Below are 26,683 nucleotides of genomic sequence, written 5' to 3'. Positions count from 1 at the left end.
CGCGTGTGAGACTAAGGCCGGCATGTTCACCCCGTCCCCCGCCCGGCACACCCGGCCCCGCCGCGACCGGCGACAGGAGGCGCTGCGCCCCGACATCGAGGGGCTGCGCGCCGTCGCCGTGCTGCTCGTGCTCGCCTACCACCTGGGGATCTCCGCGTTCTCGGGCGGCTTCGCCGGGGTGGACGTGTTCTTCGTCATCTCCGGGTTCCTCATCACCTCCCACCTGCTCCGGGAGGTCGAGGCGACCGGGCGGGTGCGGCTCGCCCGCTTCTATGCCCGGCGCGCCCGCCGGCTGCTGCCCGCCGCCACGGTAGTGCTGCTGGCGACGCTGGCCGCCGGTTACCTCATCCTGCCGACCGTCCAGCACCGCGAGCTCGCGATCGACGTGACGCTCTCGGCGGTCTACGTCGTCAACTGGGGGCTGGCCGCCCGGTCGGTGGACTACCTGGCCGAGGACTCCGAGCTCTCGCCCCTGCAGCACTACTGGACGCTGTCGGTCGAGGAGCAGTTCTACCTGGTGGTGCCGGTGCTGCTGCTGGCCGTGGGGTGGTTCGTCGTCCGCCGCCGGGGCAGCCGGGGCGGTAGCGGCGCTGCCGGTGAGCCCGCCCCGGACGGGCCGGGCCATGCCGTGCGGCCGGTGGCGACGGTGGTGGTCGGGGTGCTGGTGCTGGCCTCGCTGGCCTGGTCGGTGGTGCATACCGCCGCCTCCCCCGCGACCGCCTACTTCGTCACCACCACCCGGGTGTGGGAGCTGGGCGCCGGGTCGCTGCTGGCGTGCCTGCTCCCGGTGGCCGAGCGGCTGGGCCGCCGCAGCTGCGAGATGCTGGCGGCCGCGGGGGCCGGGCTGCTGGTGCTGACCGCGTTCGCGGTCGACACCGGCACCCCATGGCCGGGGTCGGCCGCGCTGCTCCCGGTCGTGGGTTCGTTCCTGGTCATCGCCGCCGGCTGTGCTCACCGCGACACGATGGTGGCCCGCGCCCTCGGGGTGCGCCCGATGGTGTGGGTCGGCGGGCTGTCCTACGCGATCTACCTGTGGCACTGGCCGCTGGTCGTCTTCGCCGACCGGCTCGGCGGGGGCGGGCCGCTCACCATGGTCACGGTCGTGGTGCTCACCTTCACGCTGTCGGTCCTCAGCCGGCGCCTGGTCGAGGACCCGGTCCGGTTCGGGCCGGTCTTCACCGGGCCCAGCTGGCGGGCGCTGACCCTCGGGGCGACCGGCATGGCGGCCTCGGTGCTCGCCGCGACGGCGGTGCTGCAGACGATCCCCTCCGCCGACCAGCGGCCCGCTGACGCCCGCGGCGCCCAGGTGCTGCAGGACGACGGCGACTCCGCCGAGACCACCGGCGGGCCGGAGCCGAGCGGGGGTACCACCGCGACCCCCGGCCCCGGCGGGACCGAAGGCCCGACCGGGCAGCCCGGCGGGGAGCAGGACGAGCAGGGGCAGCAGACCGAGGAGACGCCGGCCGACCCGCAGCAGGTCGCGGCGACGGCCGCCCCGACGACTGGACCGGTCTACCCCGACCCCGACGTGGCGACGCTGGACGTGCCGGCCTACTACGACGACGGCTGCCAGGCCGACGAGGCGGCGACCGAGCCGGACCTGTCCTGCGTCTACGGCGACCCCGAGTCCGACACCGTGGTCGCGGTCGCGGGCGACTCCAAGATGGGGCAGTGGATGACGCCGCTGACCGAGCTGGCCGAGGAGCACGGCTGGCGGCTGGAGACCTACCTGAAGTCGGCGTGCACGTTCAACCTGGTCGAGGACGAGAACCCCGAGTACCCCGAGTGCGGACAGTGGACCCACGCGGTGCAGGACCACCTCACCGCCGAGGAGGGGCGGGTGGACGCAGTGCTCGTCTCCGGCGGGCGCTCCTCGCTCCCGGACGAGGACGACGAGGAGGGCCAGGAGCGGTACGCCGGCGGCTACGCCGAGAGCTGGCGGGGGCTGCAGCAGGCCGGGGTGCAGGTCCTGGCGGTGACCGACAACCCGGCGCCGCCCCCGGAGCTGGCGGGCGGGACCGAGTCGGTCTACGAGTGCGTGGCCGCCCACCGGGAGGACTGGAGCGGGTGCGCCTTCACCGCCAACGAGGGGCTGGGGACGCCCGCGCTGCTCGGCGCCGCCGAGCAGGTCGACGGCGTGCGGGTCGTCGACCTGAACCCGTGGGTCTGCCCGGAGGGCACCTGCCTGCCGGTGCTGGGCGAGGTGCTGGTGTACCGGCAGGGCACCCACATCACCGACAGCTACGCCGCCTCGCTGCAGCCGCAGTGGGCGGAGCAGCTGCGCGAGGCGGGCGTCATCGGCCGGTAGCCGCCCGCGCCGGCCCTCAGTGGCGCAGCCGGCGCAGCCGGCCGGTCACCGAGGTGGCGATGGTGTCGGGGGTGAGCCCGACCCGCTCCAGCACCTGGCCGCGGGAACCGTGGTCGAGGAACTCCTTGGGGATCCCGTAGGACCACACCGGCGGCAGCGTGCCTGTGCCCGGCTCGGTGCCGGCGTCCAGGGACTCGGCGACCGCCTGCGCCAGCGCGGTGCCGATGCCGCCGCCCACGACGTTGTCCTCCACGACCGCCACCGCGCCCGCGCGGCGGGCCGCGGCGACCAGGTCCGCGGAGACCGGCAGCACCCAGCGCGGGTCGACCACCCGCACCGTGTGCCCCTCGGCCGCCAGCTTGTCGGCGACGCCCAGGGCGACCGGGGCCATCGCGCCCACCGAGACCACCAGCACGTCCGGCTCGGCCACCTCGGCACCGCGCAGCACGTCCAGGGCGCCCTCGCTCGCCTCGGCCACCACCGGGTCGGGGACCCCGCCCTTGGGGAACCGCAGCACGGTGGGGGCGTCCTCGACCGCGACCGCCTCGCGCAGCGCCCGGCGCACCTGCGTACCGTCCCGGGGCGCCGCCAGCCGCAGCCCCGGCACCACCCCGACGACGCTCATGTCCCACATGCCGTTGTGGCTGGGGCCGTCGCTCCCGGTCACCCCGGCCCGGTCCAGCACGAAGGTGACCCCCTGCCGGTGCAGCGCGCAGTCCATGAGCAGCTGGTCGAAGGCGCGGTTGAGGAACGTCGCGTAGACGGCCACCACCGGGTGCAGCCCGGCGAACGAGAGGCCGGCGGCCATGGTGACGGCGTGCTGCTCGGCGATGCCGACGTCGAACACCCGGTCCGGGTGCGCCTCGGCGAACGGGCGCAGCCCCACCGGGATGAGCATCGCCGCGGTGATCGCGACGACGTCCTCGCGCGCCGCCGCTACCGCCAGCAGCTCGTCGCTGAACTCGTCGGTCCAGGACCGGCCGGAGACCTCCAGCGGCAGCCCGGTCTCGGGGTTGATCGCGCCGACGGCGTGGAACCGGTCGGCCTCGTCGGCCAGCGCCGGGTCATAGCCGTGCCCCTTCTCGGTGAGCACGTGCACCAGCACCACTCCCCCGAAGTCGCGGGCCCGCCGCAGCGCGGTCTCGACGGCGGCCTGGTCGTGGCCGTCGACCGGACCGAGGTACTTCAGCCCCAGGTCCTCGAACATGCCCTGCGGGCTGACGATGTCCTTCAGCCCCTTCTTGACCCCGTGCAGCGTCTCGTACATCGGCCGGCCCACGACCGGCGCCCGGTGCAGCTGCCGCTTGCCCCACTGCAGCACGTCCTCGTAGCGGCGGTCGGCCCGCAGCGTGGCGAGGTACTGCGCCATCCCGCCGGTGGTCGGGGCGTAGGAGCGCTCGTTGTCGTTGACCACGATGACCAGCGGCAGGTCCTGGTGGTGGGCGATGTTGTTGAGCGCCTCCCAGGCCATGCCACCGGTGAGGGCTCCGTCGCCGATGACCGCGACCGTGTGCCGGTCGCCCTCCCCCCGCACCCGGCGGCCGCTCGCGATGCCGATCGCCCAGGACAGCGAGGTGGAGGCGTGGGAGTTCTCGACCACGTCGTGCTCGGACTCGGCGCGGCTCGGGTACCCGCTGAGGCCGCCCTGCTTGCGCAGCGCGCTGAAGTCCTGCCGCCCGGTGAGCAGCTTGTGCACGTAGGACTGGTGCCCGGTGTCGAAGACGAGGGTGTCGCGGGGGGAGTCAAAGACCCGGTGCAGCGCCAGCGTCAGCTCGACCACGCCGAGGTTCGGGCCCAGGTGGCCACCGGTGCGGGAGACCGAGGAGATCAGCGAGGCCCGGATCTCGGCCGCCAGCTCGGCCAGCTGGGGCCGGGACAGCCCCCTCAGGTCGGCCGGGCCGGAGATGCTGCGCAGGAGACCCACGGGCAGGTCGCCCCTTTCGTGTCAGGAGGTGCTCGACCGAGTGTAGGCGCTGCGGCCTCACCGGACGGGAATCGGTGCCCGCTCCTGCAGCGCGGCCAGCAGCAGCTCGGCCCCCCGCAGCGCCGCCCGCAGCCGCAGCCCCTCCTGGGTCAGGCAGTCCAGCACGTCACCCAGCGTCCCGGGCGGCAGCGCCGGACCCAGCTCCGGCCGCACCTGCCGCCACGCCAGCCGCATCCCCTCCAGCTGGGCGCGCAGGTGGCGCACCGTCACCCAGGCCAGTGCCACCGGGTGCCGGCGCCAGGCACGGTAGGCGCGGTAGTCGGCCGGGCACTGGTCGAGCAGCCACGCCACCGCCGCCTGCTCCCACCCGGCCACGCCGGCCGGCGGCACGCGCTCCGGCCAACCTGCGGGACCCTGGGACATGCGAACAACTGTACGACGCGGCGCGCACAGTCGCACACCCACGGTGGCCCTGCTCACACTCGCTGGAATTGCGGCACGTCGATGTGGTTAATATCGGCCCAACAAAGGTATGCCTAACCTAATCGCTCAGGGGGACCGATGACCGCCGCGCCCGCGACACGCTGGGAACGCACCGCCGTCCGGCACGAGCTGCGCGTGCGCGAGGCCCGCGTCAGCGCCGTCGCCGACCTGGGGCCCCGGCTGCGGCGGGTCGTGCTCCGGCTGGAGGACGGGGCGGCGGCGGTGCCGTGGGTCCCCGGAGCGGTCGGCACCCACGTCAAGCTGGCCTTCCCACACCCGCGCACCGGCGACCTGGCGCTGCCCACGGTCGTCGACGGGCGGCCGGTGCCCGGGCCCACCCGGCCGGTGCTGCGCGACTACACCGTGCGGGCGGTCCCGGACGAGCAGCACGTCGTGGTCGAGCTGGTCGTGCACGGTGAGGGGCCGGCCAGCAGCTGGGCCGCCGCCGCGAGCCCCGGGTCGGTCGTGGGGGTGCTCGGCCCCCGGGGCTCGGTCGTCGAGCCCACGGCCGCCGGCCGCTACCTGTGCCTGGGCGACGAGTCGGCGCTGCCGGCCCTGGCCCGCTGGCTGGAGGAGGCTCCGGCGACCAGCGTCGTCGACGTCGCGGTCCAGGTGCCGGACGCCACCGGGGTCATCGACCTGCCGACCCCGCGCGACGGCTCGGTCAGCTGGCTGGTCTCGGACGCCGCCACCGCGCTGGCCGACCACCTCGCCGATGCGCTGGCCGAGCCGGCCGAGGACCGGTACGTCTGGGCCGCCGGCGAGGCCGGCGCCATGGTCGCCGTGCGGCAGCTGCTCCGGGACAGCGACCTGCCCGAGGACCGCTGGCACGTCGACGGCTACTGGCGGCAGGGCGTGGCCGGCCGCGACCACCACGCCCCGCTCGAGAGCTGAGCGGGGCCGCCACCACCCACGCACGCCACACCGGGCCCTCCGGGGCCGACCCGGCCGCCGGCACCCGCCGGCGACACCACCTGCAGGAGGGAAGACCCCGATGACCATCCGACACCGCACCGCCGCGGCCGCCGCCGCGCTGCCCGTGACCGCCGCCCTGCTGCTGGCCGGGTGCGGCGGCAACGGCAGCCCCGAGCCGGAGAGCCAGGCCCAGGAGCCCGCCGCCGGCGCGGAGGCCGACGTGGACGAGGGGGGCGAGGCCGGTGAGACGGTCACCATCGTCGACGCCCAGGACCGTGAGGTGGAGGTGCCGGTCGAGCCCGAGGTGATCGTGGCGATGGACTGGGGCGTCATCCGCACCCTGTCCGACCTGGGTGTGGAGGTCGACGGCGTGCCGGGCATGGCCGGCGCGCTGCCGGCGGACCTGGCCGGCTACGCCGAGGGCGACGTCGCCCAGGTCGGCACCGTCTTCGAGCCGGACTACGAGGCCATCGAGGCGATGAACCCCGACCTAGTGATCGTCGGCTCCCGCAGCGGTACCCCGGAGGTGGTCGCCGAGTTCGAGAACTTCGCCCCCGCGGTGGTCGACCTGTCGGTGCGCGAGGAGAGCCCGGATGAGCTGTTCGACCTGGTCGAGGAGCGAGTGCTCCAGCTCGGGGAGATCGTGGACCGGACCGACGAGGCCCAGCAGCTGATGGGCGACCTGCGCGTCGAGGTCGAGGCGGTCCGCACCGAGGCGGAGGCCAGCGGCGAGACCGCGATGGTGGTGCAGGTGTCCGACGGCACCGTCGCGGCCTACGGGCCGAACTCGCGGTTCGGCACCGTCTTCAAGGACTTCGGCTACGCCGCCACCGACGCCCCGGTCGACGGCACCGGCAGCCACGGTGAGGAGGTGAGCCAGGAGTTCTTCGTCCAGTACAACCCCGGCGTGCTGTTCGTCCTCGACCGCGCCAAGGCCATCGGCGAGGAGCAGACCCCGGCGCTGGATGTGCTGAACAACGGGCTGGTCGGCACCACCGACGCCGCGGCGAACGACACCATCGTCGAGCTGGACGGGTTCTCCTGGTACCTCGCCCCGGCCGCGCCGTCCTCGTGGCAGCAGATGGTCGACGACGTGCGCGCCTCGCTCTGAGCCCTCGCCCCTCGCCCCTCGTGACGAGCACCGCACGACGCCTGCGCACGCCGGCTGCGACCAGCGCACTGCTGGTGGCCGGCGTGCTGCTGGCCGTCGTGTCGGTGCTGTCACTGTCGATCGGGGTGGTCCCGATCCCGCCGGCCGACCTGCTCTCCCCTACCCCGCAGCAGTGGCAGCTGCTGACGGTCTCCCGGATCCCCCGGCTGCTGGCGGTGCTGCTGGCTGGCGCCGCCATGAGCGTGGCCGGGCTGATCATGCAGCGGATCACCCAGAACAGCTTCGTGTCGCCGTCCACCTCGGGCACGGTCGAGGCGGCCGTGCTGGGCGTGCTGATGGCCACGCTGCTGCTGCCGGGCGCCTCCCTCACCGCCAAGATGGCGGTGGCGATCGTCACCGCGGTCCTGGGCACCCTGGTATTCCTGCAGCTGCTGCAGCACATCCGCTACCAGGACCCGGTGGTCGTGGCGCTGGTCGGGCTCATGTACGGCGGGGTGATCTCGGCGGTCACCGTCTTCCTCGCCTACCAGCGCGACCTGCTGCAGCTGCTGGAGATCTGGCAGACCGGGTCCTTCAGCGCCGTGCTCGCGGGCCAGTACGAGCCGCTCTACCTGGTGCTGGTAGTGGGGGCGCTGGGGTACCTGTTCGCCGACCGGTTCACCGTCGTCGGCATGGGGCGGGAGTTCGCCACCAACCTGGGCGTGCGCTACACCGCGGTGCTCTACACCGGGCTGGTCGTGGTCTCGGTGATGGGGGCCGTGGTCGTGGTCGTGGTCGGCGCCATCCCGTTCCTGGGCCTGATCGTGCCCAACGTGGTCTCGCTCTTCCTGGGTGACCACATCCGGCGCACCCTCCCCGCCACCGCGCTCGCCGGCGCCGGCTTCGTGCTCGGCTGCGACGTCGTGGGCCGCACCATCCGGTTCCCGTACGAGATCCCGGTCGCCACCGTCGCCGGCGTCATCGGCGCCGGGGTCTTCGTGTGGCTCATCCTGCGCGCGGCCCAGAGGACGGCGCCATGACGGCCGGCCTGCAGCTGGCTCCCCGGCAGCTGCCTCCCTCCGCCTCCTCCGAGGAGGAGCGGCACCGGGAGCGGCAGGTGCGCCGCCGCACTTCCGGGCTGGTCGTGCTGGCGCTGCTGGGGGCAGTGACCTACCTGGTGGTCGGCGTGGCCGGGTCGTGGGAGTACGCCATGGACCTGCGCGGCCGCCAGCTCGGGGCTCTCGTGGTGGTGGGCGCGGCCGTGGGCGCCTCCAGCCTGGTCTTCCAGACCGTCGCGGGTAGCCGCATCCTCACCCCGAGCGTGATGGGGTTCGACTCCCTCTACGTGCTGGTGCAGACGGTCGTCGTCTACACCCTGGGCGGCAACGCGCTGGCGCTCATGGGCGTCCCGGAGCGGTTCCTGCTCAACACCGCGGTGCTCACCGGGTTCGGCCTGCTGCTCTACCGGTGGCTGTTCCGGGCCCACAGCCGCAACCTGTTCGTGCTGGTGCTGGTGGGGATCGTGCTGGGCTCGTTCTTCAGCGCGCTGACCACGTTCGCCTCCCGGCTGCTGAGCCCGGACGACTACCTGACGCTGCAGCAGCTGCTGTTCGCCAGCTTCAACACCGTCGACCGCTCACTGCTGGTGGTGACCACGGCCGCGACCGTGCTCGGACTGGCTGCCCTGGTCCCGCTGCTGCGGCAGCTGGATGTGGTGGCCCTGGGCCGGGACGGCGCGGTGGCCGTCGGGCTGGACCACCACCGGACAGTGACCCGCACGCTGGTGGTGGTCACCGTGCTGGTGGCCACCTCGACCGCGCTCGTGGGGCCGATGCTGTTCCTGGGGCTGCTGGTCGCCAACCTGGCCCGGCAGCTGGTCCCCGCCCACCGCCACACCGTGCTCGTGCCGGTGGCCGCCCTGGTCGGCGTGGTGTGCACGGTCGGCGGGCAGCTGGTGGTCAACCACGTGCTGGCCTTCCAGACCACCCTCAGCGTCGTCGTCAACCTGGTCGGCGGCCTCTACTTCCTGATCCTCCTCCTGAAGGCGGTGCGACTGTGATCCGGGTCGACGACCTCAGCCACGCCTACGACGACGAGCTGGTGCTCACCGACGTCACGCTGCGGCTGCCCCGTGGGCAGGTGACGGCGCTGGTCGGTCCCAACGGGGCGGGCAAGTCCACGCTGCTGTCGGCGATGGCCCGGCTGCTGTCCCCCGACAGCGGCCGGGTGCTCGTGGACGAGCTGGCGGTGGCCGACGCGCCCGCCGACGTGGTCGCGCGCCGGCTGGCGGTGCTGCGCCAGGACAACCGGGTGGCTGCGCGGCTGACGGTGCTGGACCTGGTGCGGTTCGGCCGGTTCCCGTACTGCCAGGGCCGGCTGCGGCAGGAGGACCACCGAGTGGTGGCCGAGTGCCTGGACTACGTGCAGCTCGGCGAGCTGCGGGACCGGTACCTGGACCAGCTCTCCGGCGGTCAGCGGCAGCGGGCGTTCATCGCGATGGTGCTCGCCCAGGAGACCGACTACCTGCTGCTGGACGAGCCGCTCAACAACCTCGACATGGCGCACGCCACCGCCGCCATGCAGCTGGTCCGCCGGGCCGCCGAGGAGCTGGGCCGCACCGTCGTGGTGGTGCTCCACGACATCAACATGGCCTCGTGCTACGCCGACCGCATCGTGGGGATGCGGGAGGGCCGGGTGACCGTCCAGGGCACCCCGGCGGAGGTCATGCGCGAGGAGGTGCTGTCCGACCTGTTCGGCCTCACCATCCCGGTGCACCGCGTGGGCGGGCACCTGGTGGGCATGCACTGGGCGCCCGGGCCCGTCCCGGCCGCCGCCGGGTAGCGGCCGCCGCTGCCCTACGCCGGGCTCACTCGAAGAGCACGTACTCCGGCCGCGGCCGCAGCGCCAGCACCTCCTCGGCGGTCATCAGCGGCCCCATCGCGGCGTCCTCCTCGTAGAACAGCTTGAAGCCCGCGTGCACGTGCTCCGGGGTGTCCTCGTTCACGCGGTGGTAGGTGTTCACCTTGTCCGGCGGGGCGCCGATGCCGTCGACCGACTTCACCACCGCCACCCCGTCGTGCCGGCCGAGCTGGTGCTCGTCGCGGACGACCGACCGGTGCACCTGGTGGTAGACCAGCACCTTCTCCGGCAGGTCGTGCTCGGCCACCAGCTCGGCCAGGTAGGCGGCCACCTCGTCCAACTCGGCGCCGGTCGTGCGGCCGTACACCCGCCCGGGCACCTGCCCCTCCGACACCGCCCACTCCGGGTCCAGCGCCACCCCGACGTCCGGCTCGACCAGGAAGTGCTCGTAGTCGCGGACCTCGTCGATGAAGTCCGCCCGGCCGGGCTGGATGTTCAGCAGCAGCAGGCCGTCGTGCCGGCGGGCCGCCGCCAGGTGGGCGGCGATCAGGGAGTCCGGCTGCTGGGTGCGGTAGGTGCCGTCCGCGCCGGGCACGGCGTGCACGATGCTGGTGATCAGCTCCAGCACCGGCAGCAGCTCCCGGCCGCGGCGGAAGTCCTCACCCCGCTCCTCCATCTCGGCCACCCGCTCGTCCAGGTCACCGAGGCCGAGCCGACCCAGGCCCGGGGCGCCCGGTGCCCCGGAGTAGCCGAACAGCCGGTAGCGGGGGAACAACTCCCGGCCGCCGCGGGGCAGCTCGGCGGCCGCCTCGGTCGCGGACGCCGGCTCCGGTGTCGCGGTCGTCGCGGAGGCCGTCCCCGGCGTCGTGGTCGTCGTGGTCCTCGTGGCGCCCGGCGGCCGTTCCTCGCCGGGGGCGGAGCAGGCCGCGACCACGGCGACCGCGAGCGAGACGGGCACGACCGGCCGCGACGGACCGCGACCGGGCCACGGCCGGCGCCGGCCTGCTGGTCGCCACATACGCACCCCACGGTGGTGGTGAGAGCTGTCTGCCTCGCCACGGTAGCAACGCACCGGGCCGAGGCCGCCCCGGTGACGCGGAGTCAGGAGCGCGGCGAGGCGGCGGCCGAGGTGTCCGGCGAGGTGTCCGGCGAGGTGTCCAGCGAGCGTGGGCCGGTCACGGCGCCGCGCAGGCTCTCCCCACGGTCCCGTCGCCGGCGCGCGTCCACCACTGCCACGACCAGCGCCACACTGGTCGCCAATGACATCGACAGGAAGGCCGCCAGCACTGCCTGCGGCCAGTCCCGGGCACCCAGCGTGGCGAACAGCACCCCGGTGCCGACCGCCAGCCCGATCGCTGCACCGACCCGCTGCCCCGTCTGCATCACGCCCCCGGCCGCGCCGCCGTGGGCGATCGGGACCGCCGCCAGCGTCAGCGACTGGTTCGGCCCGATCACCAGCCCCTGCGCGGCGCCGATGGCCACGAATGAGGCCGCCAGCGCCCACAGCACTAGCCGGTGGTCGCCCATCAGCACCGCCACCAGGCCGGTGGCCAGCTGCCCGGCCACCGCCAGCGCCGCCCCCCACGCCACCAGCGGGCGGCCCCACCGGGTGACCAGCCGGCCCCCGGCCGCGGAGGCGACGGCACCCGCCAGCGCGGCCGGCACCGTCACCACGCCGGCGACCAGGGCGGAGTGGCCGAGCCCGTCCTGGACGAAAATCGCCAGCACCGCCCAGGAGGGGGCCAGCCCGATGAAGTAGCACAGGATGAGCACGGTGCCGAAGGCGAACCCGCGCTCGCGCAGCAGCGCCAGGTCGACCATGGGGTCGTGCCCGCGCCCCCGGTAGCGGCGCTCCCACGCCAGCCACCCCAGCAGCGCCAGCGCCCCGGCCGGCAGGCTCCCCCAGATCCAGGCGGCGTCGGTGACGTGCAGGAACGGCAGCATCACCAGCAGGATCGAGGCGCCGAAGAGCACCACCCCCACCGGGTCCAGGTCGGTCCGGGCGCGGCCGCCGCCGGCCGCCCGGCGGGCCCCGGGGTGGCGGTCCTCCCGGGGCAGCCAGCGCCAGGCCACCAGCAGGGTGAGCAGGCCGACCGGCACGTTGACCCCGAACGTCCACCGCCAGCCCAGGTCCGGGCCGGCCGCCCCGATGATCAGCCCGCCCAGCAGCGGGCCGACGGCCATCGCCATCCCGATGAAGGCCCCCATCACGCCGAAGGCGCGGGCTCGCTCCGCGCCGTGGAAGTGCTGCTGGACCAGCCCGATGATCTGCGGGTTGAGCACGCCGGAGCCGATGCCCATCGCGACCCGCCACAGGTTCAGCGTGGTGGCCGAGGTCGCCAGCGCCGCCCCGAGCGAGGTCAGCGTGAACAGCGCCACCCCCACCAGGAAGAGGGTGCGCCGGCCGACCACGTCCCCGAGCCGGCCGGCGGGGACGAGCAGCAGCCCGAAGGTGAGCGCGAAGCCGGACAGCACCCACTGCAGCTGCGCGGTCGAGGCGTGCAGGCCCTGCTGGATCGCCGGGAGGGAGACGTTGACGATGCTGACGCTCATCAGCGCCATGAACAGCGGCAGCACCAGGACGGTCAGCACTAGGCCACGGCGCGGCTCCGGCGGGTCCTGGGGTGCTGGCACCCCCGCAGTCTAAGGAGCGGGCCGGCCGGCACGACGACGGCGCCCGCCTCCCCGAGGGGAGGCGGGCGCCCGCTACCAGCAGCCCGGCGCTCAGCTCTTCACGAGCGAGCGCAGCACGTACTGGAGGATGCCGTCGTTGCGGTAGTACTCGGCCTCACCGGGGGTGTCGATCCGCACGTCGGCGTCGAACTCGACGGTCTGGCCGTCCTCCTTGGTGGCGGTGACCTTGACGCTGCGCGGGATCTCCTCGTTGAGGGCGGTCACCCCGCTGACGTCGAACGTCTCGGTGCCGTCCAGCCCCAGCGAGGAGGCGCTCTCCCCTTCCGGGTACTGCAGCGGCAGCACGCCCATGCCGATCAGGTTGGAGCGGTGGATCCGCTCGTAGCTCTCGGCGATGACCGCGCGGACACCGAGCAGCCGGGTGCCCTTGGCGGCCCAGTCGCGGCTGGAGCCGGAGCCGTACTCCTTGCCGGCCAGGATCACCAACGGCACGTCCTCCTGCGCGTAGTGCTGGGCGGCGTCGTAGATCGTGGTCTGCTCGCCGTCACTGAGGAAGTCGCGGGTGAAACCGCCCTCCACCCCGTCCAGCAGCAGGTTCCGCAGCCGGATGTTGGCGAAGGTGCCCCGGATCATCACCTCGTGGTTGCCGCGCCGGGAGCCGTAGGAGTTGAAGTCCTTGCGCTCGATGCCGTGCTCGGCCAGGTAGCGGCCGGCCGGGCTGTCCGCCTTGATGGCACCGGCGGGGCTGATGTGGTCGGTCGTGACCGAGTCGCCCAGCAGCGCCAGCACCCGCGCGCCGCTGATGTCGCCCACCGGCTCGGGGTCGGCCTGCATGCCGTCGAAGTACGGGGGCTTGCGCACGTAGGTGGAGTCCTCGTTCCACTCGAACGTCTCGCCCTCCGGGGTGGGCAGCGACCGCCACTGCTCGTCACCGGCGAAGACGTCGGCGTAGTCCTCGGTGAACATCTCCCGGCTGATCGACTCGGTGATGGTGCGCTCGACGTCCTCCGGCGAGGGCCAGATGTCCCGCAGGAACACCTCGTTGCCCTCGGTGTCGGTGCCCAGCGGCTGGGTCTCGAAGTCGAAGTCCATCGTGCCGGCCAGCCCGTAGGCGATGACCAGCGGCGGGCTGGCCAGGTAGTTCATCTTCACGTCCGGGTTGATCCGGCCCTCGAAGTTGCGGTTGCCGGAGAGCACCGACACCACGGCCAGGTCGTGGTCGTTGACCGCCTGGGAGACCTCCTCGATGAGCGGCCCGGAGTTGCCGATGCAGGTGGTGCACCCGTAGCCCACCAGGTGGTAGCCCAGCTTCTCCAGGTAGGGCCACATACCGGCCTTCTCGAAGTAGCCGGTGACCACCTTCGAGCCCGGAGCCATGGAGGTCTTCACCCACGGCGGGATCGTCAGTCCCTTCTCCACCGCGTTCTTGGCCAGCATCGCGGCGCCCATCATCACCGAGGGGTTGGAGGTGTTGGTGCAGGAGGTGATCGAGGAGATCACCACGGCGCCGTGGTCGAGCTCGACCTCCTGGCCGTCCAGGCTGACCGTCACCGGCTTGCTGATCCGCTGGGACTCGCCGGTGCCGTGCTGGTGGTGGTGGGGCGCGTCGGCGGCCAGGTCCTCCGCGGTCTGGTTCTCCCTCGACATGTAGGAGGGGACGTCACTGGCCGGGAACGAGTCCATGCTGGCCTCGTCGACGATGCTGTGCGTGGCCTCGATGCTGCCGTCCTCGGCGTAGTCCTTCAGGACCTCCCGGAACTCCTCCTTGGCCTCCGAGAGCGCCACCCGGTCCTGCGGCCGCTTCGGGCCGGCGATCGAGGGCACCACCGTGGACAGGTCCAGCTCGAGGTACTCGCTGTAACGGGCCTCCGGGGTGTTCTCGTCCAGCCACATGCCCTGCTCCTTGGCGTAGGCCTCGACGAGGGCGACCTGCTCCTCGCTCCGCCCGGTCAGCCGCAGGTACTCCAGCGTCACCTCATCGATCGGGAACATCGACACGGTGCACCCGAACTCGGGGCTCATGTTGCCGATGGTGGCCCGGTTGGCCAGCGGCACCGCGGCGACGCCCTCGCCGTAGAACTCCACGAACTTGCCGACCACGCCGTGCTCGCGCAGCTTCTCGGTGATGGTCAGCACCACGTCGGTGGCGGTCGCCCCGGGCGGGATGGAGCCGGAGAGCTTGAAGCCCACCACCCGCGGGATCAGCATCGAGACCGGCTGGCCCAGCATCGCCGCCTCGGCCTCGATGCCGCCCACGCCCCAGCCCAGCACACCGAGGCCGTTGACCATCGGGGTGTGGCTGTCGGTGCCCACGCAGGTGTCCGGGTAGGCCAGCACCGAGCCGTCCTCGGCCTCCCGGGTCATCACGGTGCGGGCCAGGTGCTCCAGGTTCACCTGGTGCACGATGCCGGTCCCCGGGGGGACCACCTTGAAGTCCTCGAACGCCTTCTGCCCCCAGCGCAGGAACTGGTAGCGCTCGCCGTTGCGCTCGTACTCGATCGCCACGTTGCGCTCGAACGCGTCGGACCGGCCGAACACGTCGATGATCACCGAGTGGTCGATGACCAGCTCGGCCGGTGAGAGCGGGTTGATCTTGGCGGGGTCGCCGCCCAGGTCGGCCATCGCCTCGCGCATGGTGGCCAGGTCCACGATGCAGGGCACGCCGGTGAAGTCCTGCATCACCACGCGGGCGGGGGTGAACTGGATCTCGGTGTCGGGCTGGGCGTTCTCGTCCCACTGCGACAGCGCCCGGATGTGGTCGGCGGTGATGTTGGTGCCGTCCTCGGTGCGCAGCAGGTTCTCCAGCAGCACCTTCAGGCTGTAGGGCAGCGTCTCGGCTCCCTCCAGGCCGGCCAGCCGGAAGATCTCATAGCTGCTGTCCCCGACCTGCAGGCTGCCGCGGGTCCCGAAACTGTCTGTGCTGGCGCTCACACCGGCTCCTCTCCTCGACCTGCGACCTCGCGTCGTGGTCGCCTGACGTCGCTGATCGCGTCACTTATCTTGATGTCAAGATAATTCTGCCACACGCCGGGCAGCGACGCGAGCGGCGCTTCCATCGTGTCGTAGCGGCCGGGAAGCCGCCACCGTGCCGGTGCCGGCCGCCGCTCAGCCGGGCTCGAGCAGGGCCAGGCACTCCAGGTGATGGGTCATCGGGAAGGCGTCCAGGGCGCGCAGCCGGGTGAGCCGGTAGCCCTGGTCGGCGGCGTAGCGCACGTCACGGGCCAGCGCCGCGGGGTCGCAGGCCACGTAGCCGACCGCGCGCGGGCGCAGGCCGGCGATGTCACGGATGACGGCCTTGCCGGCGCCGGTGCGCGGCGGGTCGAGCACCACCACGTCGGTGCCGGCGCGGCGGGAGCGTCCGCCACCGGTGCGCAGCCGGCGCAGCTCGCGGTCCACCCGGTTGCCGCGCACCCGCACCCAGGGCAGGTCGGCCAGGTTGGTGCGGGCGTGCTCGACGGCGGTCGGGTCGGCCTCGACGGCGATGACCGAGCCGCCGGGGGCGACCCGCTGGCCCAGCGCCGCGGCGAAGACGCCCACCCCGGCGTAGAGGTCCAGCGCCCGCTCCCCCGGCTGCGGGTCGAGCCAGTCGAGCGCGCCCGCCACGAACGTGGCCGCGGCGCCCGGGTGCACCTGCCAGAAGCCCCGCGCGGCCACCCGGAACTCGCGGTCACCGCCGGCGCCGGGCACCCCCTCGGTGACGACCTGCTCGCCGGCGGTCTCGCTGGGGACCGGCACGACCACGGGGTCGCCGGCCGAGGGCGCCACCACGTCGAGGCTGTGCACACCGGCGTGGCGCTGCTGCAGCACCCCGGTACCGACGACGCGCTCGTCGGCGATCGGGCAGTCGGTGACCGGCACCACCTGGTGCGAGCGGTGCTTGCGCAGGCCCGGCCGGCCCTCCTGGTCCACGGCGAACTCCACCCGGGTCCGCCACCGCAGCCCGTCCCGGTCACCGGGCACCGCCTCGACCCGCAACGGCCCGCCCGGCAGCGCCTCCACCGCGACCCCGGCCAGCCGCGCCATCAGCTCGGTGACCACCGCGGCCTTGAGCTCGCGCTGCCGCGCCAGGTCGACGTGCTGCCAGTCGCAACCACCGCAGCGGCCCGGTCCGGAGAACGGGCACCGCCGCTCCACCCGCCCCGGTGCCGCCCGGAGCACCTCCTCGGCATCGGCACGCAGGTAGCGGCCACCGCCACCGACCTCGGTGACGCGGGCGCGGACCCGCTCACCGGGGAGGGTGTGCCGCACGAACACGACCTGGCCCTGGTGCCGCCCGACGCAGTGGCCGCCGTGCGCGACCCGGTCCACGTCCAGCTCCAGCAGCGCGCCCGGGCCCGGCTGCGGCTCAGCCGGCACGGCCGCCCCCGCCAGACCGCCGCACCACCGCCGAGGGCGGGGCGGAACCGGGCTCCTCGGCGGCGTCCTCGTCGGCCTCCAGCACGGCGCGGACCACCTCCTCCTCGTCCACCTGGCGGGCGGCGTCCTTGCCCTGCCAGGGCACGGTGACCAGCGCGACGCCGGGGGTGCGCAGCAGCTCCTCGCGCAGCCGGTCGTCGGCGCGGTCCCGGAACAGCCGGACCCAGCGGGAGCGGTGGACGTACTCGGCCATGTAGACGATGACCGCGTCCCGCGGACGGTCCCGGTGCAGCCGGCGCACGTAGTCCAGCACCGGCCGCGTCGACTCCCGGTAGGGGGACTCGAGCACGCGCAGCGTGACCGGGATCTCCCGCCGGGTCCACTCCGCACGCAGCCGCTCGGTCTCGGCCGCGACGATGTCGACGGTGACCGCCTCCAGGGAGTGCGGCCGCGTGGCCCGGGCGTAGGCCAGTGCCCGCATGGTCGCGCGGTCCAGCCGGGGCACGTGCACCAGGGCGTGCACCCGGGAGGGGACGATCTGGCTGGCATCGGGCCCGTGCCCCAGCGCCACCTCCTCGCCGACCGAGCGGTGGTAGCCGTAGACCATCGTCATCACCATCCAGAGCAGGGCGATCGCGACCAGGGACAGCCCGGCACCGTGGACGAACCGGGCGAGCAGGATCACGACCAGGACCGTCGCGGCCATCGCGACGCCGGTCATGTTGATCGTGCGCGAGCGCACCATGGCGCGGCGCTGGGACAGGGACACCTCGGTGCGCAGCTGGCGGTTCCAGTGCCGGACCATGCCGAGCTGGCTGAGGGTGAAGGAGACGAACACCCCGACGATGTACATCTGGATCAGCTGGGTGACCGTCGCCTGGTAGACCAGCACCAGCGCGGCGGCCGCGCCGGCGAGCAGCAGGATGCCGTTGGAGTAGGTCAGCCGCTGGCCCCGGCTGAGCAGGTCGCGCGGGAGGAAGCCGTCCGCGGCCAGCCGGGAGGTCAGCACCGGGAAGCCGTTGAAGGCGGTGTTGGCCGCGACGACCAGCATCACGCCGGTGCACACCGACACCAGCAGCAGCCCCAGGCTGCCGGCGCCGAACACGGTCTGCGACAGCTGCCCCAGCACGGTGTCCTGGACGAACTCCGGGCCGACCCGCTCGCCGTCCACGAGCAGCTGCTCGTCGGGGTTGAGCACCAGCTGGATCCCGGTCTCCCTGGCCAGCAGCAGCGTCGAGATCGTGATGGTGATCGAGATCGCGGCCATGATGAGCAGGATCGAGGCGGCGTTCCTGCTCTTGGGGCGGGTCAGCGCCGGGACGCCGTTGGCCACCGCCTGCACACCGGTGAGGGCTACCGACCCGGAGGCGAACGAGCGCAGCAGCAGCACCGCCACCCCGATCGCGGTCAGCCCCTCGTAGCCGGGCGCGGGCAGCAGCTCGTAGCTGGCGGACGGCGCCCGGTCCAGGTTGCCGGTCAGCCACTGCCCGCAGCCGACGAGGACCAGCAGCGCGATCGAGCCCAGGAAGGCGTAGACCGGGACCGCGAGCGCCCGCCCCGACTCCCGGGTCCCCCGCAGGTTGATCACGGTCAGCAGCAGGATCAGCGCGGTGGCCGCGACCGGCTCGTAGCCGCGCAGGAACCCCAGCGCGGCGGCGGCGTTCTGCACGCCGGCCGAGACCGACACCGCGACGGTGAGGATGTAGTCGACCATGAGCGCGGCGCCGACCCCGAGGCCCACCCGCGGGCCCAGGTTGGTCGTGGCCACCTCGTAGTCGCCGCCGCCGCTGGGATAGGCGTGGACGTTCTGCCGGTAGGAGGCGACGATGACCATCATCACGAACGCGACCGCCGCCCCGACCTGCCAGGAGCTGGTGATCAGCCCGGCGCCGCCGGCCAGCGCGAGGGTGAGCAGGATCTCGTCCGGGGCGTAGGCCACCGACGACAGCGCGTCGCTGGCGAAGACCGGGAGCGCCAGCCGCCGCGGGAGCAGCTGCCGCTGCAGCCGCTCAGTCCGCAGCGCACGGCCCACGACCACGCGCTTGAGCAGCCGGCCGGGGTCCATGGCGCCGAGTGTAGGGAAGCCGGGACGCGGGCCGCTGGCCGGAGCGGCTCGCGCGGGACGGGCGTGGGCGGGCGGTGCTGCCCGGCGTTGTAGCGTCGTGCCGTGCACTTCGTGATCATGGGCTGCGGGCGCGTCGGCGCCACGCTCGCCACCAGCCTGCTCCGGCGGGGGCACGACGTCGCCGTGATCGACCAGGACGAGGGCGCCTTCCGGCGGCTGGGGCAGGACTTCCCGGGGCTGCGGGTCAAGGGGTTCGGGTTCGACCGGGAGGTGATGCGGCGGGCGGGGGTCGAGGGCGCCTACGCCTTCGCGGCGGTCAGCAGCGGCGACAACTCCAACATCATCGCCGCACGCGTCGCCCGGGAGACGTTCGGCGTGGAGCGGGTCGTCGCCCGCATCTATGACTCGGCGCGGGCCGAGATCTACCAGCGGCTGGGCATCCCCACGGTCGCGACCGTGCGGTGGACCGCCGACCAGGCGCTGCACCACCTGCTCCCGCAGGGCGCCACCCCGGACTACTTCGACCCCAGCGGGCGGCTGGTGCTCTCGCGGATCCACCTCGACACCGGCTGGGTGGGGCACCGGCTCACCGACGTCGAGAGCTTCGCCGACGTCCGGGTCGGGTTCGTGACCCGGCTGGGCGATGCCTTCATCCCCGACCGCGAGACGGTGTTCCAGGAGGGCGACGAGGTGCACCTGATCATGCGGCGTGAGGAGCTGCCGCGGCTGGAGCACCTGCTGGACCAGCCGCCGCCGGACGGTGAGCGGGGTCACCGGTGAGGACGCCTGGGGTGGGTCGGCACCCGGAGGGCCAGCGAGAGGAGCAGGGACGATGCAGATCGCGGTGATCGGTGCCGGCGCCGTGGGGCGCTCCATCGCCCGGGAGCTGATCAACAACGGCCACGACGTGCTGATCATCGACCGGGACTCGCTGCCGGAGCAGACCACCCGGGTCCCGGCCGCGGAGTGGCTGATCGGTGACGCCTGCGAGATCAGCACGCTGCAGAAGGCGGGCCTGGACAGCTATGACCACGTGGTGTGCGCGACCGGTGACGACAAGGTCAACCTGGTCGTCAGCTTCCTGGCCAAGACCGAGTTCGGGGTGCCCCGCACCGTGGCCCGCGTCAACAACCCCCGCAACGAGTGGCTGTTCAGCGACTCCTGGGGCGTCGACGTGGCGGTCTCCACGCCCCGGCTGATGACCGCCCTGGTGGAGGAGGCGGTGGCCGTCGGCGACGTGGTGCGGCTGTTCGAGTTCCAGCAGGGCAGCGTCCACATGGTCGAGCTCACGCTGCCGGAGTCCAGCCCCTACGCGGGCAAGCGGATCGGTGACGTCCCGCTGCCCGCCAACACCACCCTGGTGGCGGTGCTGCGCGACGGCCGGGCGCTGACACCGGAGGCCGACGAGGCCATCGAGGCCGGCGACGAGATCCTGTTCATGTGCGCGCCCGAGGACGAGCGAGAGCTGGCGATGACGCTCAACCCCGAGGCGCGGCCGCGTGAGCAGCGCGAGGAGGAGGAGTAGGCGCGGTCGCCGGGCTCAGCTGCGCGGCGTGCCGTCGGGGGCCGGCTCCGGGGAGGTGCGCGGGGTGCGGCCGGTGGCCAGCAGCAGCCCCATCACCATGATGGCGACCAGGTAGGCCGGCCAGCCCAGCACGATCTTGGCCACCCCCAGCCAGGCCACCTCGCCGCCGAGGTACAGCGGCAGCATGATGGCGACCCGGACGGCGAACAGGGCGACCAGCACCCAGGTCAGCCGGCTGCAGACGCGGACCAGGGCCCGGTCGTGGCGCCACCGGGTCGGGTGCTCGGCGTAGTCGGGCTCGGCGGCCGCGACCAGGAAGCCGACCATCGGCCACCGGGTCAGGATGGACACCAGCGCCCCCACCCCGTAGGCGGCGGAGGTGAGGATGCCGGGAAGGAAGGCGTCCTCGGCCTGTCCGGAGCGCAGCGCGAAGAAGGCCGCGACCGCGGTGGCGACCACGGCGGTGCCGACGAACCGCAGCGACCCGCCGACCCGCAGCCGGATGGCCAGCAGTACCAGCACGATGCCGGCAGCCGCGAGCAGTGCGGGCCGCACCTCGTCGCGGATCAGCCACACCGCGACGAAGGCGACGGTGGGCAGGGCGGTCTCGATGGAGCCGTACCAGCCGCCAAGCAGGTCGGCCAGCCGGCGCCGGATCACCGCCTCGACCGTCTCCTCGGCGGACTGGACCTCCTCGGACTGGACCTCTTCGGGGCGTGGCGGCGGCTGCTCAGGCGTCGTCATCGGGCAGCAGCTCGTAGGCGGGGTTGTACATGGCGGGCACCCCGTCGACCTCGGTGATCCGGCCGCGGACGGTCAGGAAGACCCCGGGCCTGATCCCGGTGATGGCGCGGCGACCGAGCCACAGCAGGCGCAGCACGCCGGTGCCGTCGTAGAGCTCGACCTGCAGCGCGGGTGTGCGGTCCCGCGGCTGCACGGCCAGGCTGTGCACCGCGCCGGTCACCTCGGCGACCTGGCGCGGCTGCAGCGCCGCGATCCGCGTGCAGCCGGGACGACCGCACTCCTGGGCGAGGTCCTCGGCCTCCAGCGCGGCCTGGTTCTGGCCCAGCGTCTCCAGGACCCGGGTGACCACGCTCATCCCTGCTCACCGCCCTGCGGTCCCGGCCCCGGCGCCGGCGCGCCCGGCGCGGTCGGCGCGGTGGATGGCGCCTGCCCGCCACCGTCACCGGCGGCGCGGCGCTCCTCGGCCCGCTTGGCCATCGCCTCGACGACCTCACGCGGCGGCTGCAGGGCGAGCACCTCCCGCGGCGGCCGGGGCTCGGCGCCCCGGTCGACGACCACGGCACGCATCAGGCCCACGACGGCGCGGTAGACCTTCTCCTCGGTCGCGGCTGGTCCGTGGACCACGCCGCGCAGGAACCACCGAGGGCCGTCCACGCCGAGGAACCGGGCGGGCTGGAACGCGGTGCGCCCGTCGGCGGAGCGGCCCGGCATCCGGCACCGCAGCTCGGTGCCCAGAACTCCCGGCACCGCCTCTGCGGTGCCCCCGGTGTTGCGGATGCTCTCGGCGATCTCCTGGCGCAGCTCGGTCCACAGGCCCTGCGAGCGGGGCGCGGCGAAGGCCTGCAGCTGCAGGTGGGAGCCGCCGGCGCCGAGCGTGACGCCCACCACGCGGCCGCTGCCCTTCTCCACGTCCAGCCGCATCTCCATGCCCTTGGCGGCCGGGACCTTGAGCGCTCCCAGGTCGAGCACGCCGGTGGGTTCGGGCTTCTCGGTGATGTCGAACGGGCCATCGACCTCCCGGTCCCAGTCCCGGTCCACGCCGGGCTGGCCCTCGGGGGGAGCGGCCTGCTGCTCCTCGGCAGCGGCGGCCTCGGTCTCCTCGGTCGCAGCGGTCTGCTTGCGTCGGCCAAAGATGCCCACGGGGTGCATCAGTCCTTCGTCGTCGGGAAGTCGGTGCCCGGGCTGCTGCCCGGGCCGGTGGTCGCGACCGGCGCGGAGGCACCGTCGCCGAAGCCACCGGAGGCGCCGTGGCCGGTCGCGCCGCGGGCGCTGCCCGGCAGCCGGTCCACCTCGGTGACCTGCACCCGGGCCACCTGCTGCACGATCAGCTGGGCCACCCGGTCGCCGCGGGTGATCGTGAACGGCTCCCGGGCGTCGGTGTTGAGCAGGTTCACCAGGATCTCGCCGCGGTAGCCGGCGTCGACCGTGCCGGGCGCGTTGACCATGGTGATGCCGTGTCGCGCGGCCAGGCCCGAGCGCGGGTGCACGAAGCCCGCGTAGCCGTCCGGGAGGGCGATCGCGACCCCGGTGGGGACCAGGGCACGCTCCCCCGGGGCGAGGGTGACCCCTTCCCGGGCGTGCAGGTCCAGGCCCGCGTCGCCGGGGTGGGCGCGGCTCGGCAGCGGCAGCTCAGCGTCCAGCCGGCGCAGCAGGACGGGCACGGGGTGGTCGGTCACAGACGTCGAGGCTACCTCTCGAGGGTGGGCAGTCGTGGCTCTGCGGCTGCTGCGGTGTTGGTGTGTTGGTGGCGTGGGTGGCGTGGCCCGGCCTGCTCAGGCCGCGCACTCGGTGCAGACCGGCATGCCGCCGACCTCCTTGGCCAGCTGGCTGCGGTGGTGCACCAGGAAGCACTTGGAGCAGGTGAACTCGTCGGCCTGGCGCGGGAGCACCCGCACCGACAGCTCCTCGCCGGAGAGGTCGGCCCCGGGGAGCTCGAAGCCCTCGGCGTGCTCGGCCTCGTCGACGTCGACGTTGCCAGAGCTCTTGTCGACCCGGCGCGCCTTCAGCTCCTCGATCGAGTCCTCGTTCAGCTCGTCGTCGGTCTTGCGCGGGGCGTCGTAATCCGTCGCCATGTCCTTCGTCCCTCCCAGGGGTGCGTGCGTGGCCGCGTCACGGGAAACCGCGGCGATAGCGTGTCAACGTCGACAGGGCCGGTTTTGTGCCCACCTGCTGCACGCACGCCGGACCTGTGCGCCGGGATTGTGCCCCATCGGCGTGCCCGGCCGCCAACCGGGGTCGGACACCCTCGCTGAGCTGCAGGGATACCGGCAGCGCGGGGTCAGAGTCCGGCGCCCAGCCCGGCCAGGAGCGCGTGCACCTCCTGGTGCAGCCGCGGGTGCGCCGCGAGGACGAACGCCTCCCCCGGCGGCTGGCCGTCCCGGCCGGTGACGATCGCACCGGCCTCTGTGCAGACCAGCTGGCCGGCGGCCATGTCCCACGGCTGCAGGCCCCACTCGTAGTAGGCGTCCAGCCGCCCCGCCGCGACCGCGCACAGGTCGAGCGCGGCCGCGCCGATGCGGCGCAGGTCGCGGCACCGCAGCAGCACCTCCAGCGCCACCTGGCCCTGCCGTTCCCGCCGTTCCCGGTCGTAGGCGAACCCGGTGCCGACGAGCGCCTTCGCCAGCGCCGGCGGGTCGGCCACCCGCAGCGGCCGGACCGCACCGGGCTGCTCCAGGTCGACCAGCTCGGCGGCGGGAGCACCGGCCGTGAGCCGCATCGTGGACAGCCCGGCACCCTGGCCGGTGCCGGCGTGGAATACCTCACCGACCCGGGGGTTGCTGACCGCGCCGGCGACCGGCTGCCAGGCTCCCGCCCGGGTGGGGTCGCCGACCACCACGGCGACCGACACCGCGTAGGCGGGCTGGTCGTACAGGTAGTTGACGGTGCCGTCGATCGGGTCGAGCACCCAGGTCAGCCCGCTGGGGCCGGGGCGCAGCCCCTCCTCCTCCCCCAGCACGCCGTCCTCGGGACGGTGCTCGGCCAGCCTGGCTCGCAGCAGCTGCTCGCTGCCGGTGTCCATCCGGGTGACCACGTCCAGGGCGGTGGTCTTGGTGGCCGAGACCGACAGGTCGTCCGGCCGCTCGGTCATGACGTAGCGGCCGGCCTCGGCGGCGAGCCGCACCGCCAGCCGGCGCAGCGCCGCGACCTCCTCAGCTGCGGGCAGGGGCAGGTCACCGCTCATCAGTCGGCTCCGCACGCGGCCGGCTTGGCGGTCCGCAGGTTGGGGCAGCAGCCGGGCGGGCACACCGAGGGCCGCACCTGCGAGGCCGGCCAGCAGGGGCGGGTGACCTGGTCGCCGCGGGCCTCGCCGGCCCGCTCCAGCACCAGGTCGACCAGGCCGGAGACGAACTCGGGGTCGACGCCGACGGTCGGCACCCGGACCAGCTCCAGACCGAGCTCCGCGGCGGTCTCGACCGCCTCCGTGTCCAGGTCGAAGACCACCTCCATGTGGTCAGAGACGAACCCGATCGGGGCGAGCACCACCCGGGTCACCCCCTGCTCGGCGAGAGCGCGCAGCCGGTCGTTGACGTCCGGCTCCAGCCACGGCTGGCTGGGTGGCCCGGAACGGGAGCAGAAGACCAGCTCACCGACGAGGTCACGGCCCACCGTCGCCGACACCTCGTCGGTGATCGCGGCGGCCAGCTGCTGGTGCTGCTCGCTGTAGAGCCGGCCGTCGCCGTCCCCGGGTCCCGAGGTCTCGTCCATCGCGTCCGGGATCGAGTGGGTCACGAACACCAGCCGAGGCAGCTCCGGCTCCGCGGCCTCGCCCGGCGTCACGGCCCCGCCCGGCGCCCCGCCTGGCGCCGCGGCTTCGCCGCCGCCGTCCCGCAGCAGCCGCCGGGTGGCCTCGGTGACCAGCCGGGAGTTCACCGCCGAGAAGCCGGGGTGGTTGAAGTAGGGCCGGGTCTTGTCAACGGCCAGCGTGCGGTCCTCCAGCTGCAGCGTCTCCAGCGCCTCGGCGATGTCCTCGCGGTACTGCCGGCACGAGGAGTAGCTGGAGTAGGCGCTGGTGACCACGGCGACGACGCGGCCCAGGCCCTGCTCGTGCGCCTCCCGCAGCACGTCGGTGAGGAACGGCTCGGAGTTGCGGTTGCCCCACAGCAGCGGCGTCGCGATCCCCCGGCGGTCCAGCTCGGCGCGCATGGCCGCCAGGAGGGCGCGGTTCTGGTCGTTGATGGGGCTGCGGCCGCCGAAGTGCTGGTAGTGCTCGGCGACCTCGGCCAGCCGCTCGTCCGGCACCCCCCGCCCCCGGGTGACCCGTCGCAGGAACGGCATCACCTCCTCCGGCGCCTCCGGCCCGCCGAAGGAGATCAGCACGATGGCGTCGTAGGGCTCGGTGGTGGGGGCCGCCGCACCGGGTGTGCCGGGTGTGGTCATTCAGTGCTCTCCTGTGCGTAGGCGGGTGGGGGCGTTGAGGCCTAGGCCGACCGCGACGATGCGGATGACGAACACCAGGATGACCGATCCGGCCAGCACGAGGTCGGTCAGGGCCCCGACCGCGTGCGCGGTCACCACGCCCGTCGCGCCGAGCAGCGCCGGCACGGCGTACAGCTCGCGGCGCAGCACCTCGGGCACCTGGCCAGCGAGCAGGTCACGCAGCAGCCCGCCGCCGACGGCGGTGATCACGCCGACGACCACCGCCGGCAGCGGCGCGACGCCCAGGCTGAGCGCCTTGACGGAGCCACCGACGCAGAACACCGCCAGCCCCACCGCGTCCAGCGCCTGCACGGTGCGGGTGACCAGGCCGAGGCGCAGGCCGCGGGTGCGGGCCGCGACGACCCGGACCCGGCCGTGGGCGGTGAAGGTGAGCAGCCCGGCGGCCACCGCGACCGCCACCAGCCGCCAGTCACTGATGCCGACAGGCGGCACGTCGCCGATGAGCACGTCCCGGATGATGCCGCCGCCGAGCCCGGCGACCCAGGCCAGCACCACCACGCCCACCAGGTCCAGCCCCCGCCGGACCGCCACCAGGCCGCCGGAGAGGGCGAAGGCGAACACGCCGAGCAGCTCCAGGGCCAGCTGCAGGCCGGTGTCGGTGGCGGGCATGGTCTGCCTAAGGTAGCGGCACGTGCGGGCCGCACGGCCCGGCGTGGCCTCCGCCCGGGACCCGTTCCCGGGTGGAAGAGTCGAGCCAGGCACGGCGCGAGGAGTGACGAGGATGCGACAGCTGCGGTTCACCGCGGTCCACGAGGACGGGCAGCACCTGGTCCTCACCGACCCCGGTGACGGTGAGGAGTGCCTCGTCGAGATCGACGAGCGGCTGCGCGACGCGGTCCGCGGCCGCCGGAGCGGGATCGGTGAGCACCCGGCGCAGGCGCTGACCCCCCGAACCGTCCAGGCCATGATGCGCGCCGGCGAGTCGGCCGAGGAGGTGGCCGCGGCGACCGGGTGGCCGGTGGACCGGGTGCAGCGCTACGAGGCCCCCATCCTGGCCGAGCGCGAGCACGTCGCCACGCTGGCCCAGCGGTGCGAGGTGCGCGGCCGAGCCGCCGACGGCACCGAGCGGCCCACCCTGGAGTCCCGGGTGCGGGAGCGGCTGACTGCCCGCGGCGTCGACCCCGACCTGGCCCGGTGGGACGCCAGCCGCCCCGAGGGCGGCCAGTGGACGGTGCTGGTCGGATTCGTGGCCGGCAACCGGGAGCGGCGGGCCGCCTGGCGGTTCGACCCGGCCGCGCGGCACGTGGAGGCGCTCGACGACGAGGCCCGCTGGCTGAGCGAGGACGAGCAGGCGCTGCCCGGCGGCGCGGGCGGCTACGCCGGGCTCGGCGGGGACGGGACCG

General features: G+C 73.9%; 24 protein-coding genes. 9 read left to right on the top strand and 15 right to left on the bottom strand.

Annotation, left to right across the window (positions count from 1 at the left end):
• Nucleotides 1-22: 22 nt before the first annotated feature.
• On the top strand, nucleotides 23-2,308 hold the full coding sequence (locus GFJ45_RS05310; RefSeq protein ID WP_153394924.1) for an acyltransferase family protein: 2,286 nt from the start codon (nucleotides 23-25) through the stop codon (nucleotides 2,306-2,308).
• A 16-nt stretch (nucleotides 2,309-2,324) separates the two neighbouring features.
• Here the strand turns inward: GFJ45_RS05310 and dxs are convergent, their stop codons facing one another.
• Together dxs and GFJ45_RS05300 are read right to left on the bottom strand one after the other, a co-directional pair.
• Entirely contained in the window at nucleotides 2,325-4,232 is a 1,908-nt protein-coding gene (gene dxs, locus GFJ45_RS05305; RefSeq protein ID WP_153394922.1) for a 1-deoxy-D-xylulose-5-phosphate synthase, read from the bottom strand.
• Between the two features lie 57 nt (nucleotides 4,233-4,289).
• Nucleotides 4,290-4,655 carry a hypothetical protein gene (locus GFJ45_RS05300; protein ID WP_153394920.1) on the bottom strand — a complete coding sequence of 122 codons (366 nt, stop codon included), beginning with the start codon at nucleotides 4,653-4,655 and terminating at the stop codon, nucleotides 4,290-4,292.
• Nucleotides 4,656-4,793: 138 nt separating this feature from the next.
• Between GFJ45_RS05300 and GFJ45_RS05295 the strand changes: the two genes are divergently transcribed.
• From GFJ45_RS05295 to GFJ45_RS05275, 5 genes are all read left to right on the top strand, one after another.
• Entirely contained in the window at nucleotides 4,794-5,609 is an 816-nt protein-coding gene (locus GFJ45_RS05295) for a siderophore-interacting protein (protein WP_153394918.1), read from the top strand.
• Nucleotides 5,610-5,709: 100 nt separating this feature from the next.
• Nucleotides 5,710-6,741: a siderophore ABC transporter substrate-binding protein gene (locus tag GFJ45_RS05290; RefSeq protein ID WP_153394916.1), complete on the top strand. Its 1,032-nt coding sequence runs from the start codon at nucleotides 5,710-5,712 to the stop codon at nucleotides 6,739-6,741.
• Between the two features lie 20 nt (nucleotides 6,742-6,761).
• Nucleotides 6,762-7,760, top strand: a complete 999-nt coding sequence (locus tag GFJ45_RS05285) for an ABC transporter permease (protein ID WP_228386535.1) — start codon at nucleotides 6,762-6,764, stop codon at nucleotides 7,758-7,760.
• A complete protein-coding gene (locus tag GFJ45_RS05280; RefSeq protein WP_153394914.1) occupies nucleotides 7,757-8,779 on the top strand; it encodes an iron chelate uptake ABC transporter family permease subunit in 1,023 nt (340 codons plus the stop codon). The genes GFJ45_RS05285 and GFJ45_RS05280 overlap by 4 nt, the downstream gene beginning before the upstream one ends.
• The gene (locus tag GFJ45_RS05275; RefSeq protein ID WP_153394912.1) at nucleotides 8,776-9,561 is read left to right on the top strand and encodes an iron ABC transporter ATP-binding protein; all 786 of its coding nucleotides are present in this window, start codon (nucleotides 8,776-8,778) and stop codon (nucleotides 9,559-9,561) included. Before GFJ45_RS05280 ends, GFJ45_RS05275 begins: the two co-directional genes overlap by 4 nt.
• Before the next feature lie 25 nt (nucleotides 9,562-9,586).
• Here the strand turns inward: GFJ45_RS05275 and GFJ45_RS05270 are convergent, their stop codons facing one another.
• From GFJ45_RS05270 to GFJ45_RS16685, 5 genes are all read right to left on the bottom strand, one after another.
• The gene (locus GFJ45_RS05270; protein ID WP_153394910.1) at nucleotides 9,587-10,537 is read right to left on the bottom strand and encodes a hypothetical protein; all 951 of its coding nucleotides are present in this window, start codon (nucleotides 10,535-10,537) and stop codon (nucleotides 9,587-9,589) included.
• A 143-nt stretch (nucleotides 10,538-10,680) separates the two neighbouring features.
• On the bottom strand, nucleotides 10,681-12,213 hold the full coding sequence (locus GFJ45_RS05265) for an MFS transporter (protein WP_228386533.1): 1,533 nt from the start codon (nucleotides 12,211-12,213) through the stop codon (nucleotides 10,681-10,683).
• Between the two features lie 90 nt (nucleotides 12,214-12,303).
• Nucleotides 12,304-15,144 (bottom strand): aconitate hydratase, encoded by a 2,841-nt coding sequence (locus GFJ45_RS05260; RefSeq protein WP_153394908.1) that lies wholly within the window; start codon nucleotides 15,142-15,144, stop codon nucleotides 12,304-12,306.
• A gap of 174 nt (nucleotides 15,145-15,318) precedes the next feature.
• Nucleotides 15,319-16,569 carry a class I SAM-dependent RNA methyltransferase gene (locus tag GFJ45_RS05255; protein ID WP_228386531.1) on the bottom strand — a complete coding sequence of 417 codons (1,251 nt, stop codon included), beginning with the start codon at nucleotides 16,567-16,569 and terminating at the stop codon, nucleotides 15,319-15,321.
• Nucleotides 16,559-18,634 carry an APC family permease gene (locus GFJ45_RS16685; RefSeq protein WP_153394904.1) on the bottom strand — a complete coding sequence of 692 codons (2,076 nt, stop codon included), beginning with the start codon at nucleotides 18,632-18,634 and terminating at the stop codon, nucleotides 16,559-16,561. The genes GFJ45_RS05255 and GFJ45_RS16685 overlap by 11 nt, the downstream gene beginning before the upstream one ends.
• 102 nt (nucleotides 18,635-18,736) lie before the next feature.
• Between GFJ45_RS16685 and GFJ45_RS05245 the strand changes: the two genes are divergently transcribed.
• Nucleotides 18,737-19,414, top strand: coding sequence for a potassium channel family protein (locus GFJ45_RS05245; protein ID WP_153394902.1), 678 nt, complete (start codon nucleotides 18,737-18,739; stop codon nucleotides 19,412-19,414).
• Between the two features lie 52 nt (nucleotides 19,415-19,466).
• Nucleotides 19,467-20,159 carry a potassium channel family protein gene (locus GFJ45_RS05240; RefSeq protein ID WP_153394900.1) on the top strand — a complete coding sequence of 231 codons (693 nt, stop codon included), beginning with the start codon at nucleotides 19,467-19,469 and terminating at the stop codon, nucleotides 20,157-20,159.
• Between the two features lie 15 nt (nucleotides 20,160-20,174).
• Here GFJ45_RS05240 and GFJ45_RS05235 read toward each other — a convergent pair whose 3' ends face one another.
• From GFJ45_RS05235 to GFJ45_RS05200, 8 genes are all read right to left on the bottom strand, one after another.
• Nucleotides 20,175-20,903 carry a DUF3159 domain-containing protein gene (locus GFJ45_RS05235; RefSeq protein WP_153394898.1) on the bottom strand — a complete coding sequence of 243 codons (729 nt, stop codon included), beginning with the start codon at nucleotides 20,901-20,903 and terminating at the stop codon, nucleotides 20,175-20,177.
• The gene (locus GFJ45_RS05230) at nucleotides 20,890-21,258 is read right to left on the bottom strand and encodes an OB-fold nucleic acid binding domain-containing protein (protein WP_153394896.1); all 369 of its coding nucleotides are present in this window, start codon (nucleotides 21,256-21,258) and stop codon (nucleotides 20,890-20,892) included. Before GFJ45_RS05230 ends, GFJ45_RS05235 begins: the two co-directional genes overlap by 14 nt.
• Entirely contained in the window at nucleotides 21,255-22,052 is a 798-nt protein-coding gene (locus GFJ45_RS05225) for a DUF3710 domain-containing protein (protein ID WP_153394894.1), read from the bottom strand. The genes GFJ45_RS05230 and GFJ45_RS05225 overlap by 4 nt, the downstream gene beginning before the upstream one ends.
• A complete protein-coding gene (dut, locus tag GFJ45_RS05220) occupies nucleotides 22,052-22,579 on the bottom strand; it encodes a dUTP diphosphatase (RefSeq protein WP_153394892.1) in 528 nt (175 codons plus the stop codon). The genes GFJ45_RS05225 and dut overlap by 1 nt, the downstream gene beginning before the upstream one ends.
• A gap of 96 nt (nucleotides 22,580-22,675) precedes the next feature.
• Nucleotides 22,676-22,975, bottom strand: a complete 300-nt coding sequence (locus GFJ45_RS05215) for a DUF4193 domain-containing protein (RefSeq protein WP_153394890.1) — start codon at nucleotides 22,973-22,975, stop codon at nucleotides 22,676-22,678.
• Between the two features lie 206 nt (nucleotides 22,976-23,181).
• Nucleotides 23,182-24,084, bottom strand: coding sequence for an inositol monophosphatase family protein (locus GFJ45_RS05210; protein ID WP_153394888.1), 903 nt, complete (start codon nucleotides 24,082-24,084; stop codon nucleotides 23,182-23,184).
• Nucleotides 24,084-25,280 (bottom strand): ferrochelatase, encoded by a 1,197-nt coding sequence (locus GFJ45_RS05205; RefSeq protein WP_153394886.1) that lies wholly within the window; start codon nucleotides 25,278-25,280, stop codon nucleotides 24,084-24,086. The genes GFJ45_RS05210 and GFJ45_RS05205 overlap by 1 nt, the downstream gene beginning before the upstream one ends.
• Nucleotides 25,281-25,949 (bottom strand): trimeric intracellular cation channel family protein, encoded by a 669-nt coding sequence (locus GFJ45_RS05200; RefSeq protein WP_153394884.1) that lies wholly within the window; start codon nucleotides 25,947-25,949, stop codon nucleotides 25,281-25,283.
• 112 nt (nucleotides 25,950-26,061) lie between these two features.
• On the opposite strand from GFJ45_RS05200, the gene sepH reads away from it, so the two are divergent.
• Nucleotides 26,062-26,683, top strand: a 622-nt coding sequence (gene sepH / locus GFJ45_RS05195) for a septation protein SepH (protein ID WP_153394882.1), incomplete at its 3' end; no start/stop codon positions are given.

Origin of the sequence: Ornithinicoccus halotolerans, assembly GCF_009602535.1 — a bacterium.
GTDB lineage: Bacteria > Actinomycetota > Actinomycetes > Actinomycetales > Dermatophilaceae > Ornithinicoccus > Ornithinicoccus halotolerans.
The sequence above is the reverse complement of the archived record's forward strand: the minus strand, read 5'-3'. Positions and strand labels throughout refer to the sequence as shown.

Bases quoted from the DNA above. Each gene is read 5' to 3' on its own strand.
- GFJ45_RS05210 (WP_153394888.1), bottom strand. From the start codon at position 24,084: ATGAGCGGTGACCTGCCCCTGCCCGCAGCTGAGGAGGTCGCGGCGCTG.
- GFJ45_RS05280 (WP_153394914.1), top strand. From the start codon at position 7,757: ATGACGGCCGGCCTGCAGCTGGCTCCCCGGCAGCTGCCTCCCTCCGCC.
- GFJ45_RS05240 (WP_153394900.1), top strand. From the start codon at position 19,467: ATGCAGATCGCGGTGATCGGTGCCGGCGCCGTGGGGCGCTCCATCGCC.
- GFJ45_RS05230 (WP_153394896.1), bottom strand. From the start codon at position 21,258: ATGAGCGTGGTCACCCGGGTCCTGGAGACGCTGGGCCAGAACCAGGCC.
- GFJ45_RS05290 (WP_153394916.1), top strand. From the start codon at position 5,710: ATGACCATCCGACACCGCACCGCCGCGGCCGCCGCCGCGCTGCCCGTG.
- GFJ45_RS05225 (WP_153394894.1), bottom strand. From the start codon at position 22,052: ATGCACCCCGTGGGCATCTTTGGCCGACGCAAGCAGACCGCTGCGACC.
- GFJ45_RS16685 (WP_153394904.1), bottom strand. From the start codon at position 18,634: ATGGACCCCGGCCGGCTGCTCAAGCGCGTGGTCGTGGGCCGTGCGCTG.
- GFJ45_RS05310 (WP_153394924.1), top strand. From the start codon at position 23: ATGTTCACCCCGTCCCCCGCCCGGCACACCCGGCCCCGCCGCGACCGG.
- GFJ45_RS05295 (WP_153394918.1), top strand. From the start codon at position 4,794: ATGACCGCCGCGCCCGCGACACGCTGGGAACGCACCGCCGTCCGGCAC.
- GFJ45_RS05215 (WP_153394890.1), bottom strand. From the start codon at position 22,975: ATGGCGACGGATTACGACGCCCCGCGCAAGACCGACGACGAGCTGAAC.
- GFJ45_RS05300 (WP_153394920.1), bottom strand. From the start codon at position 4,655: ATGTCCCAGGGTCCCGCAGGTTGGCCGGAGCGCGTGCCGCCGGCCGGC.
- GFJ45_RS05235 (WP_153394898.1), bottom strand. From the start codon at position 20,903: ATGACGACGCCTGAGCAGCCGCCGCCACGCCCCGAAGAGGTCCAGTCC.
- GFJ45_RS05205 (WP_153394886.1), bottom strand. From the start codon at position 25,280: ATGACCACACCCGGCACACCCGGTGCGGCGGCCCCCACCACCGAGCCC.
- GFJ45_RS05200 (WP_153394884.1), bottom strand. From the start codon at position 25,949: ATGCCCGCCACCGACACCGGCCTGCAGCTGGCCCTGGAGCTGCTCGGC.